Source organism: Magnetococcales bacterium (assembly GCA_015232395.1).
In the GTDB taxonomy this organism is placed as follows: Bacteria; Pseudomonadota; Magnetococcia; order Magnetococcales; family JADFZT01; genus JADFZT01.
The window spans coordinates 1-11,253 of sequence record JADFZT010000022.1 but is presented as its reverse complement, the minus strand read 5'-3'; the positions used below and the strand labels follow the sequence as shown (position 1 = coordinate 11,253).

The 11,253-nt window shown below is 55.1% G+C and carries 11 protein-coding genes; 8 read left to right on the top strand and 3 right to left on the bottom strand.

The annotated features are described in order from the left end of the window. Window positions 1-132: 132 nt before the first annotated feature. The 4 genes from HQL52_08370 (at window position 133) to HQL52_08355 (ending at window position 3,230) form a co-directional block, all read left to right on the top strand. Window positions 133-786, top strand: a complete 654-nt coding sequence (locus tag HQL52_08370) for a hypothetical protein (protein MBF0369454.1) — start codon at window positions 133-135, stop codon at window positions 784-786. Window positions 787-904: 118 nt separating this feature from the next. Continuing rightward, a complete protein-coding gene (locus HQL52_08365) occupies window positions 905-1,996 on the top strand; it encodes a Na/Pi symporter (GenBank protein MBF0369453.1) in 1,092 nt (363 codons plus the stop codon). Window positions 1,997-2,000: 4 nt separating this feature from the next. After that, complete coding sequence (locus HQL52_08360; GenBank protein MBF0369452.1) at window positions 2,001-2,681, top strand: hypothetical protein; 681 nt, start codon at window positions 2,001-2,003, stop codon at window positions 2,679-2,681. A gap of 345 nt (window positions 2,682-3,026) precedes the next feature. After that, window positions 3,027-3,230, top strand: a complete 204-nt coding sequence (locus tag HQL52_08355) for a DUF2892 domain-containing protein (protein ID MBF0369451.1) — start codon at window positions 3,027-3,029, stop codon at window positions 3,228-3,230. Window positions 3,231-3,550: 320 nt separating this feature from the next. Here the strand turns inward: HQL52_08355 and HQL52_08350 are convergent, their stop codons facing one another. Then, complete coding sequence (locus HQL52_08350) at window positions 3,551-3,940, bottom strand: response regulator (GenBank protein MBF0369450.1); 390 nt, start codon at window positions 3,938-3,940, stop codon at window positions 3,551-3,553. 87 nt (window positions 3,941-4,027) lie between these two features. Continuing rightward, complete coding sequence (locus HQL52_08345; GenBank protein MBF0369449.1) at window positions 4,028-5,824, bottom strand: PAS domain S-box protein; 1,797 nt, start codon at window positions 5,822-5,824, stop codon at window positions 4,028-4,030. A 107-nt stretch (window positions 5,825-5,931) separates the two neighbouring features. Here HQL52_08345 and purD point away from each other — a divergent pair, with 107 nt between their 5' ends. The 4 genes from purD (at window position 5,932) to HQL52_08325 (ending at window position 10,279) form a co-directional block, all read left to right on the top strand. Beyond that, window positions 5,932-7,236 carry a phosphoribosylamine--glycine ligase gene (purD, locus tag HQL52_08340; GenBank protein ID MBF0369448.1) on the top strand — a complete coding sequence of 435 codons (1,305 nt, stop codon included), beginning with the start codon at window positions 5,932-5,934 and terminating at the stop codon, window positions 7,234-7,236. A gap of 5 nt (window positions 7,237-7,241) precedes the next feature. Continuing rightward, window positions 7,242-7,754, top strand: coding sequence for a 5-(carboxyamino)imidazole ribonucleotide mutase (purE, locus tag HQL52_08335; GenBank protein ID MBF0369447.1), 513 nt, complete (start codon window positions 7,242-7,244; stop codon window positions 7,752-7,754). A gap of 59 nt (window positions 7,755-7,813) precedes the next feature. Continuing rightward, entirely contained in the window at window positions 7,814-8,413 is a 600-nt protein-coding gene (locus HQL52_08330) for a threonylcarbamoyl-AMP synthase (GenBank protein MBF0369446.1), read from the top strand. A gap of 465 nt (window positions 8,414-8,878) precedes the next feature. Next, window positions 8,879-10,279, top strand: a complete 1,401-nt coding sequence (locus tag HQL52_08325) for an HlyC/CorC family transporter (protein MBF0369445.1) — start codon at window positions 8,879-8,881, stop codon at window positions 10,277-10,279. Between the two features lie 582 nt (window positions 10,280-10,861). Here HQL52_08325 and HQL52_08320 read toward each other — a convergent pair. Beyond that, window positions 10,862-11,253 (bottom strand): hypothetical protein (locus tag HQL52_08320; protein ID MBF0369444.1); only part of this gene is annotated, 392 nt, incomplete at its 5' end.

Here is an 11,253-nt window from a genome sequence, read left to right as displayed (position 1 = left end):
AGAAGGGGGCTATCTGACAATCTGGATTTTTTCTACAAGAAACCGGTGATCCCACCCCCCATTGCCGGTTATGGTAACCATGGCCAGATCCCAAGATGAAAAAGCGAATCCAACCCCGAAGCGCAGGATGTCATGTTTACCCTCTTTTTGATCGCTCTGGATACCATTCTCTGTGGTAGCGCCCTCTATGGGGGATCGTTTGAGGGGGATTTGGAATATTATTTTCGGGAAAATCGCCTGATGACCCACCTCTCCGCCTTCCATCTGGTGGCGGTGGCCCTCTTTTGCTGGCTGGTTTATGAGCGGGATGCGCTAGAAGGGGAGACCGACAAACCCCACTGGCAGAGGCCGGTCTTTATCTGGGCGCTGATGGCTTTGGGCTTTTTGTTTCTCGCTTTTGATGAAATGATGATGATCCACGAAGAGATCGACTATCTCATCCACGACTTGCTGGAGATGCGGGAGAGCGGTGTCAGTGATCGTCTGGATGATCTGGTGGTTTTTGCCTACACCTTTATCGGGTTGGGGTTGATGTATCGTTATCGAAAAGGGTTGATTCCCTATTGGGAGAGTGCTGGTGGGATGGTGGCAGGGGGTGTGGTACTCTCCATTCTCATGGGGGTGATGGATATTCTCACCAACCGCCACGACATCCTGACCCATCCGGTGATCTATGATTGGGTCTCCACCTCTGAGGATGTGATTAAAATATATGCTGAATGCCTGTTGGTGCTCGCGGCCTACAGCTGTTTAAAGCACCCTCCGATCCGGGAGTCGAAGCGCTAACCATGAGCCGACGAACCTTGCAGAACAACACCCTTCCTCACCATCGGCTTCAACAGCTGGCTCTCTGGCGCATCCTGAAGCGTCCAGTCCCGACGGCTGGTCATCCAGGAGAGATGATGTGAAGATCAAGATCTCCGAGGCCAGCAAGATCGTCGGCATCATCGCGGTTCTCTATGGCTTTCTCCTGAGCATTGCCCTGATTGGTGCAGCCTTCAAGCTTTTCGGTGCTGGCATCGCCCAGGAGATTATCCATATCACCTCAAACGCCTATGTTGGGCTCTTTATCGGCATTCTCGCCACCAGCCTGCTGCAAAGCTCCTCTGCCACCACCTCCATGGTGGTCAGCATGGTGGCCGGGGATGTGTTGACCGTGCAAAATGCCATTCCCATCATCATGGGCTCCAACATCGGTACCAGTGTGACCAACACCCTGGTTTCCGTGGGGCATATTGGCCGCAAGCAGGAGTTCAAACTGGCTTTTGCGGCCTCTACCATGCACGATTTTTTCAATATTTTTGCGGTCCTGCTCCTCTTTCCTCTGCAACATTTTACCGGGTTTTTGAGCACCTTTTCCGAAAAGCTGGCCCTGGGCTTTCAAAATGTCGGTGGATTGTCCTTTATCAGCCCCATCAAGCTCATCACCGCTCCGGTCTCCCACTGGATCGTCGATCTGGCGGGCAAAGAGCCGATCATCATTCTGATCATCAGCCTGGCGATGCTTTTTTCATCCTTGCGGCTGCTGGTCAAGCTCCTGAAAATGCTGCTTTTGAAGCGGGTGGAGTCTTTCTTTTCCAGACACATTTTTAAAACCCCATTGCAGGGCTTTTTCTTCGGGATGGTTTTTACGGTGATGGTGCAGAGCAGCTCCATCACCACCTCCATCGTCATCCCCCTGGCGGCAGCGGGTATTTTAACGCTCTACCAGATCTATCCCTACACCCTGGGGGCCAATATCGGCACCACCATCACCGCCATATTGGCAAGCCTGGTCAGTGGCGCCATTGAGCCTGTGACGGTGGCCTTCTCTCATCTGCTCTTCAACCTTTCCGGCATTGCCCTGATCTACCCCTTCAAAAAAATCCGTCATCTACCCATCGATCTGGCCCGCATCTTGGCGGAGAAGGCCTGCCAAAACAGATGGGTACCTCTCCTATATGTGCTCTGCCTTTTTTTTCTCATTCCCCTGGCTTTGATTTGGATAACGAGGTGAGATCATGTTGAAGGAACTTTTTACAGCCTGGAAAGAAGACGACCTGCTCAGTCAAGCCTGGAATGAGTGCTATGAAGCGCTGGCCATCTGTCGGGAAATGTTTGCGGAGGCGGTGCATATCCTGCGGGAAGAGGAGCAGGAGGCGGTAGAAAAGGCGATCCGCAAGAAGGATAAACAGATCAACCGCTATCAGCGGGATATCCGCCGAAAGGTGATTACCCACTGTACCCTTCGGGGCATGGACGCGCTTCCGGGGGGGATGGTTTTGGTAAGCATTATCATCGATATCGAACGCATCGGGGATAATGTCAAAAACATGCTCGACCTGGCCCGGGCCTATCCATCCAGACTACAGATCCCCGCGTGTGAAGAGATCCTGGGGCAGATCGAAGCCGACATCAGGGAACATTTCCAGGAGATCGAACAGATTCTCAAGGAGTATGAGGTGGGTAAAGCCCGGGAGATCATGAATCGACACCGGAAGCAGACCCGCCACAGCTGTGACCAGATGATTGATCAGCTGGTGCGAGGGGAGATTGAAGGGATCACCCCCTCTGATTCAGCCGCCTTGGCGCTCTATCTTCGCTATCTCAAGCGTATCAGCGCCCATCTGAAAAATGTCGCCACCAGCGTCGTCAACCCCTTTGAGCGGATCGGCTTCAAGGAAAAGCGCGTTTTAAAATAGCCCTGCCGCGTCCCCTGAGAAATGGCCAGGAATAACCTGGTCTGCGTAGGATGCGGTGAGCTGCGCGAACCGCATCGTTGGAAACCTGTCAGAAAATGTTTGAATCAGAGTCTTATCTTTTGGATCGATTGCGTAAGCCCTACGCGTCTTGACTGATGCGGTTCGCGCAGCTCACCACATCCTACAGTTACTGAGAAATGTCTACGGTTACTGACAGAGTTGATCGGAACCAGAGCAAGCCGACTGAAATTGACGGGAACTCCCCGGCCCAATCAGGATCTACAGTTGCAACTTGATCAATTTAGATGCGCATGCATTGATTCTGACAACAGGGAGTATGCAAAAATGAAAGCGAATGTGGGTGGCATTGATCGGATTTTGCGGGTGGTGGTGGGGCTTGTCTTGATTGCGCTGGTTTTTGTCGGACCCCAGGTGGTGTGGGGTTGGGTGGGGGTGGTGCCCCTGGTGACGGGACTTTTCAGCTTTTGCCCATTCTATCCTCTCCTCGGCTGGAACACCTGCCCGGCCAAGCCTGAAGAGACAGCCTGACTGAAAACGAAAAGGAGCTTAATATAGCAGTTCTATCTCAAAATTGGACACTCTTCCCTGACTCGTCATCCCCGCGAATGCGGGGATCCAGGGAGTTGATGATTGCCCTCAAGGAAAAACCAAATCTTCAAGAAAGGCCGGTGTTTTGCTGAAAGTGATGCAAGATTTGGAAAGGTTCGTGCCAGTCTCCCTGGATTCCCGCATTCGCGGGAATGACGGCAAAAGTACAACGGCATATGTCCAATTCTTGATTCGAATGGCTATACCAGGAGAGATCCGGGGCTGCTTTCGAGATTCAGTCTACCCGTCCAGTCTGCCGGTCAAGGAGAAGTGGCTGGCTGGGCGGGAAGGGCTTCTTCGATGGCTGCGAGGATATCTTTTCGGGAAAAGGGCTTGGCCAGGATCCAGACCGCGCCATACTGCTCGGCCAGATCCAGAGCATACTGTGCCCGCGCCCCCGGTCCTCCTCCGGAGATGGCGATGATGGGCAGTTCCTTGAACTCCCGGGTCAACTCCTCAATGGTCTCCAAGCCATCCTTTTCCGGCATCAAAATATCGGTAATCACCAGGTCTGCCGGGGCAGAACGAAATTTTTGCAACCCTTCGATGCCGTTGGCGGCGGTTTCCACCTCAAAGTTGGCCTTCAGCAAAACCTGCTTCAATACTTCCCGGATCTGTCGTTCATCTTCGATCACAAGAATCCGCGTCATGGCCTCTCCCAGCGTGCAATGATGGGCTGATCGGTTTTTTGGCTGGTCGGTGCAACAAAGCATCTCTGATGCCCGCCACCCATTCCATCAACCCGCCGCTTCGTCCTCTGCCGTCAGTTGCGGCAGAAAGATCTGGAAGGTGCTGCCTTTACCCGGCACACTCTCCACGGAAATTGCTCCCCCATGATTTTGGACGATCCCATGCACCACGGCAAGGCCCAGTCCGGTGCCCCGCCCCACGGGTTTGGTGGAATAGAAGGGTTCAAAAATCCGTTCCAACCCTTCGGGGGTGATGCCGACCCCGGTATCCTGGACCGTCAGTGCCGCATAGGCACCTGTTTTGGGCAGGGAGTGGCGGTGGGCAAATTGTTTGTCCACACTGATCCCTTCCAGGCGCAACGCCATCAACCCTTCCCGACCCCGCATCGCCTGGGCCGCATTCATGCAGAGATTCATCACCACCTGATGGATCTGGGTGGCATCCGCCAACACCTGACCGACTTCCTGGAGGGTGACTTCCATCTTGAGGGTGGCCGGGAGCAGGGCCTGGAGGAGCTTGACCGCCTCGGCAATCACCGGCTCCAGGGCGATGGGGGCAAGCTTTTCCTCACCTCGGCGGCTGAAGGTGAGCAGATGGGTCGTCAACCCCTTGGCCCGCTGGGCGGCCACCAGCACTTCGTTCAAGTTGCCAAAAGCCAAACTCCCCTCATCCACATCGTCCATGGTGAGTTCGGTATAGTTGATGATCGCGGTCAAAATGTTGGAAAAATCGTGGGCGATCCCTCCCGCCAGGGTGCCGACCGCTTCCAGTTTTTGGGAGTGACGCAGTTGGGCTCCCAGCTGGCTCTCTCTGGTGACATCCCGGGTGACCGCCATCAGGTGGCTCACCTTGCCCTGGCGATCCCGGATGGGTGAAACCGTGGTATCCGCGTGAAAAGCGGTGCCATCCTTGGCCTGGCTCCAAAAACGATCCTTCCAGATCCGACCATTTTGTACCTCGCTCCACATCTGACCAAAAAACGGCTCTTCGCCAATTTTCAAAAAGCGGGGATTTTTTCCGAGGGCCTCCTCCCGGGTGAAGCCGGTGATCCACTCGAAGGCGGCGTTGACATACTGCACCACCCCTTGGGTATCGGTAATAATCACCATGTCAGCGGTCTGCTCGATGGCTTTGGCCAGGCGATCCAGTTCGGCTTGGGTGCGCTTGCGTTCGGTGATATCCCGAAAGGTGATCACCGCCCCCACAACCCGTCCCCGCTGAAAGATGGGGGTGGAGGTATATTCCACTGGAAACTCCGCGCCATCGGCCCGATGAAAACTGGCCTCCTCTACCAGGTGATGGTTGCCGTTGGTAAAAGTATCCCGAATGGGATTTTCCGCCTTGGCCGGGGCTTTGGGGGAAAAGACAAACTCCCGGCAATAGCGCCCCATGAGTTCCTGGCGTCCCCGCCCCAGCATGCGTGCGGCGGAAGAGTTGATGAAGGTGGTGCGCCCGGAACGATCCAGGCCAAAAATACCCTCTGCTGCGGCATTGAGGATCATTTCGTTTTGGCGATTCAGACCCAGGATGGTCTCTTCGTTGCTGCGCAGGGTGGTGTTCAGATGAAACAGCCGCCAAGTGGCATAGCTTAAAAATGGCACAAAGCAGAGAATCAGCATGGAGAGCACTTCGTCCAGATACCAGACGTCATACTGGCGCACCAGGCGGATGAGAACATCAAAAACGTCAAAGTTGGCGGTAACAATCAGCGCCGGAAGAAAAATCGCCAAAAAAATCAGCGTATTTGGCAGGATCCGGGAGACAATTTTCCGGAAAAAAGCCGGATCGATGGGGTTAAAGCGGGGCATGTGGTTCTCCGGCGGGGCGACAGGGAGATGTGTCATTTTTTTCTTCCGCTGCCTGGACTGTCAGGCAGTTTTGCATGTATTCCTTTCAGCAGTCCAGTCGGGAAAATAACCGGCGTCAAACAAGGGAGCCTGAAAACATGGGAATGAAAGTTCTTCTGGTGGGAGGTGGTGGGCGGGAACATGCCCTGGCCTGGAAAATCGCCCAATCTCCCCTGGTGGAAACCATCTATGCCGCCCCGGGAAACCCTGGTATAGCCGAAGTGGCCCAGTGTGTGCCGATTGCGGGCTCGGATCTGGCCCAGCTGAAAGCTTTCGCTCTGGAAAAAGATATTGATCTGGCGGTGATCGGCCCGGAAGATCCCCTGGTGGCGGGTTTGAGCGACCTGCTGCGGGAAGCGGGAATCCCGGTATTCGGCCCTTCCCAAAAAGCTGCCGCCATCGAGGGCTCCAAAGCCTTCATGAAGGGGCTCTTTGCCAAATATGAGATCGCCTCTGCCGGCTACCAGGTCTTTACCGACCCTGAAGCATGCCTGGCTTATGTCCGCAAGCAAGGCGCTCCCATCGTGGTGAAGACTTCGGGGCTGGCTGCGGGCAAGGGGGCCATCGTCTGCCAAACCTTGGCCGAAGCCGAAGCCGCAGTCCATCAGATCATGGTGGAACGGGCTTTTGGCGCGGCCGGGGATGAAGTGGTCGTGGAAGATTTTTTGGTGGGGGAGGAAGCCTCATTCCTGGCATTGGTGGATGGGGAAAATGTTTTGCCTTTGGCGGGCTCCCAGGATCACAAGGCGGTGGGGGAGGGAGACACCGGTCTCAATACCGGAGGGATGGGGGCCTACTCTCCGGCACCGGTGCTGACCGATGCCCTCAACCAGCGGGTGATGGATGAAGTGATGATTCCCACGGTTCGGGCCATGGCTGCTGAAGGCCGCCCCTATCGGGGGGTGCTCTATGCCGGTTTGATGATCGATGGGGATGTGATCAAAGTGTTGGAGTTTAACGCCCGCTTTGGAGACCCTGAAGCGCAACCTGTCTTGATGCGTATGAAATCGGACCTGGTGCCGCTGTTGATGGCCAGCGCCGAGGGCTCTTTGGCGGGTCTCACCATCGATTGGGATCCCCGTACGGCCCTCTGTGTGGTGATGGCTTCCGGGGGCTATCCGGGCAAATATCCCAAGGGAATCGCCATTTCAGGTCTGACCGAAGCGGCAGAGCTTTCTGATCTGCATGTGTTTCATGCCGGCACCCGCAGTGATGATAGCGGCCAGGTGGTTACATCCGGAGGACGGGTGTTGGGGGTGACGGCCCTGGGGGAGGGGGCCTCTGCAGCACAAAAACGGGCCTATCAGGGGGTGGCCAAAATCTCCTGGGAGGGGGCCTACCATCGCAACGACATTGGCTACCGGGCCGTGGCTCGGGAGAGAGAAAAAAGCGAAAGCAAAGGGACTTGACGATTATGGACACCAAACCGCAAGTATTGATTCTCATGGGGTCGGATTCCGACTGGAGCGTGATGCAGGAAGCGGCCAAAGTGCTGGATGACTTTGCCGTTCCCTTCGAGATGAAGGTCACCTCAGCCCATCGAACCCCGGCTCGAACCCATCAACTGGTTGAGGAAGCGCCGGGACGGGGCGTCCGGGTGTTGATCGCAGGTGCTGGAGCGGCGGCCCATCTGGCGGGGGTGGTGGCATCTCTGACCCAACTGCCGGTGATTGGGGTGCCTCTCAGCGCCACGGATCTCAAGGGGATGGATGCCCTGTTGGCAACGGTACAGATGCCGGGGGGGATTCCCGTCGCCACCATGGCCATCGGTAAGGCAGGAGCTAAAAATGCGGCTCTTTTTGCCCTGCGGATTCTAGCCCTCTCCGACTATGGCATTGCCGAAGAGCTGAAAAAATTTAGCGCCAACATGGCGGCCAGTGTGGAAAAGAAAGATGCGTCCCTACAGGGTAAAATCGCCACCCGCTGACCGTGTCTGTTGCCATTGCCCCCACCACTCTGAATCCCCCTCTCCCCGATGGTGACAGGCTGGCCGCAGCCGCTGCCGCTCTCCAGCGGGGAGAGGTGATCGCCTACCCCACCGAAACGGTCTATGGCCTGGGGGTGGATCCTGATCAGGAAGGGGCGCTGCAACGTTTGATCAAGCTCAAGGGCAGGCCGCCGGAAAAGGGGTTTATTCTCCTGGTTTCGAGCTTGGCCCAACTGGGTCAGCTCACTCCGGTACCCCTCTCCCCCCTGGCGCAGCAGCTGGCGGATCGTTTTTGGCCAGGGCCTCTCACCCTGGTTCTTCCTGCCAAGCCGGGTCTCTCTTCCCTGATCACCGGCGGGCTTTCTACCGTTGCCGTGCGCTGCTCCTCCTCCCCCCTGGTCAAAGCCCTGCTCAAGCTTTGGCATAAACCCCTCATTTCCACCAGCGCCAACCCCTACGGCACGCCCCCCCTGACCGATCCAGCGCAGATAGATGCCGTGTTGGGCTCCCAAATCGGATTGATTTTACCAGGAGATGGCGGCGGAGATGGCCAGCCATCGACCATCCTCAAGGTGGATGGGGATTCGGTGGTGCTGATTCGGGAGGGGGGGCTGACCAGGGAGGTGGCTGGAGAGGTGGTTTCCGGGCTGGTGGGGTAAGAGAGGGAAAGAGGCCGAAACAGGATCGATGTGGGGGGCGGTGAATCCCATTCCAGGACAGAGATCTGGATAAATGAAGCGACGCTTTGCCTCGCTCTTATCCAAAACAGCTTTTTGGGCAGCAGCGGTTTTTCGCCTTGTTTTGGCCCTCTTCATTCCTCATGGTTGAGAGTGCTTGGGCTTGATCAACTCTCTTGAATTTGGGATCCGTCCAATATTTTTCGAGGGGTGGGTAAGTAAGCGTTTACAAGGATACCGGAAATCTTTACTCTGCGCGGTGGACTGGAGTGCGGGAGCCTGCGCCAAATAAAGCTTATATATCCTGGTCGCGGCAGATTGGTTTGTTGCCTCATCCCCAGCCAAACCTTTGAATAGGAACCGTCATGCAACCTCACTTTTTAACCAGGCGTCGTTGCTTATAGATTTAAAAACATTTGTTGCATCTTTGGGCGCAAAGGAAATCCTATGGAAATGGTTCTGTATGGCAAGCTGGTCGCAATCATCCTGCTGGTAGTAGGCAATGCTTTTTTTGTCGGATCGGAAGTCGCGATTACTGCCGCACGACGAAGTCGAATCAAGCAGCTGGCTGACATGGGGGATGAGAGAGCCAAGATAGTCAAGCTGCTTCATGACGAACCAACCCGATTTTATGCGGTCACCCAGATCGGGATCACCCTGGTTTCCATGGCTTTGGGCTACATCGGCATGGATGCTTTCAAGGAACTCCTGTCGCCAGCTTTTGAGGGCGCGTTCGGCATGTTTCTTTCGGTGGAGTCTGCCACCGATTGGGCCAACATCATGGGCCTGGTTTTTGGCTTCATCATTATCTCTTTTCTGCACGTTGTCGGTGGCGAGTTGGCCCCCAAGGTGCTGGCTTACCACAAGGCCGAAGCCCTCAGTTGTGCCTTGGGCTGGATCATCAACTGGCTCTATGTCATCTGGACACCCGTTATCTGGGTCATGAATCACTCCTCCAACTATCTGCTGATCGCTTGTGGCCAAGGGGACATCGTCGGAGAGAGCGGCGGTCATGGCCACGACTCTTCCGCCATGACGGCGGATGAACTCTGTATGGTGATCAACGCCAGCGCCAGTTCCGGCACGATCGACAAGAGCCAGGGGCAGATGCTGCAAGGGGTCTTTGAAATCAGCGAGGAATGCATCCAGTCTGTCATGATGCCTCGGCCGGATGTCGACACCTTGCCCATTCATGTGAACTTTCGAGTGGCTTTGCACCACTTTGCCAACACCAATCACCACCGTTATCCCGTGATGGATGGGGACCAGGTGGTTGGCGTGATTCGGGTCAAAACGATGATGCAGGCATTGGACCGCAGTTGCGACGATATGGAGGCCTTGCTGAATCGTCCCATCTCCGACTTCATGTTTACCGATCCATACGTTATTCCAAGTACCGCCAAGATGGGGGCGGTTCTCAAAGAATTCAACCTCAACAAGCGTCGGTTGGGTTGCGTGGTCAATGAACACGGCGCCATGCTGGGGATCGTCACACCGGATAACATCCTGGACAGACTGGAAGGTGAATATCTGGACAGATCCACCTACGAATCGGAAAATGTCCTCAAGTTGGAAGGCAGTCAGTGGGAAATCAACGGAAGCATGCGGGTTTCCGACCTGGAATTGGCTCTGGACTTTCCTTTTCCTCGTGGTCCGGGGTATGTCACGATCGGCGGTTTAATCTTCGACCGCTTGGGTCGCATGCCTGAAGTGGGAGATGTGCTGGATTTGGAAAATGGCCGTATCCAGATTTTGGAGATCGCCGATATGCGTGTGAGCCGGGTTCTGTTCCAGATCCGGGCTCTGGATGAGGACGGTAACTGGGGTCTCGCTACCAAAGCCGGTTAGGATCTGACACCCTCGACCCCAAGCCTTTTTTTGCCAAGCTTCTGTTCCCCATTGTCCAGGCCCAACCCTTCAAGGGAAGGGCCTGGATTTCAAGGAGATGGTGGAGCTGATGGTGGAAATAGTTGTCATAAACGACCTTTCCGAAAAAAAACCGACACGGCTCGAAAGTTGATCGTTTCTGTATCAACCTTTTTCTGCTTCCTCTTGCTCCTCCCGGCCATTTTTTCTCACAACGCCTGGACCGTACCGACCCTAGAACGAGAATTCTTTGAAATTTTTGTGTTAAATTTCAATAAGGTTTAGGGAACGACCGGTCAAGCGGGTGTAACTGGCAAGGTGGGGCAACTGCTTGGAAGTGCTGTATAATCCGCTGTGGTCGGAAATACTCTCAAAATGGCCCGGAGAGATGCGGTTCGATTCAGGGCTCGACCCCTTACCGAAAAACCTCATCGAACGATTCTGATCCGACCTCGCTTGAAGCGGGATCGCGTGGCCGCCTCAAGGATTTGTGCTGGGGCTGAAGATCCCTCATCATTGGGACGTTTTTGAGGCCCGTACCAAATTGTAGGAATCCTGGATTTTTCATAAAAATCCAATGGTTTCAGATTTTATCAAGCACGGTAGGTTTTTGCCATGGATCGCATGTTCCCCTTCCTGTTCACCATTCTCGCCCACTACTTCACCCCACGGCATAACGCTGAGGTCCGACTGCTGAAGGCACAGATCAAAATCCTCATGGACCGGGTGCCAACCAAGAGAATTATCCCCTCCGCTGAAGAGAAATCCGAACTGATCCGGCTCGGGGCCATCTGTGACCATGACGTTGTCGATCTCATGGAGATCGTGAAACACGCAACCTACCGCCGCTGGCTTGATCGGAGCCAGAAGGGTGAAATTTTCAAAAATGTCGGCCGCCCTCGACTGACCCAGGAAATCCGGGATTTGGTCATCAGGCTGGCCAAAGAAAATATTCT

What these genes read in the sequence shown, in the direction of transcription:
- HQL52_08370 (MBF0369454.1), top strand. Translation starts at nt 133, where the DNA reads ATGTTTACCCTCTTTTTGATCGCTCTGGATACCATTCTCTGTGGTAGC.
- HQL52_08360 (MBF0369452.1), top strand. Translation starts at nt 2,001, where the DNA reads ATGTTGAAGGAACTTTTTACAGCCTGGAAAGAAGACGACCTGCTCAGT.
- HQL52_08355 (MBF0369451.1), top strand. Translation starts at nt 3,027, where the DNA reads ATGAAAGCGAATGTGGGTGGCATTGATCGGATTTTGCGGGTGGTGGTG.
- HQL52_08350 (MBF0369450.1), bottom strand. Translation starts at nt 3,940, where the DNA reads ATGACGCGGATTCTTGTGATCGAAGATGAACGACAGATCCGGGAAGTA.
- HQL52_08345 (MBF0369449.1), bottom strand. Translation starts at nt 5,824, where the DNA reads ATGACACATCTCCCTGTCGCCCCGCCGGAGAACCACATGCCCCGCTTT.
- purD (MBF0369448.1), top strand. Translation starts at nt 5,932, where the DNA reads ATGAAAGTTCTTCTGGTGGGAGGTGGTGGGCGGGAACATGCCCTGGCC.
- purE (MBF0369447.1), top strand. Translation starts at nt 7,242, where the DNA reads ATGGACACCAAACCGCAAGTATTGATTCTCATGGGGTCGGATTCCGAC.
- HQL52_08325 (MBF0369445.1), top strand. Translation starts at nt 8,879, where the DNA reads ATGGAAATGGTTCTGTATGGCAAGCTGGTCGCAATCATCCTGCTGGTA.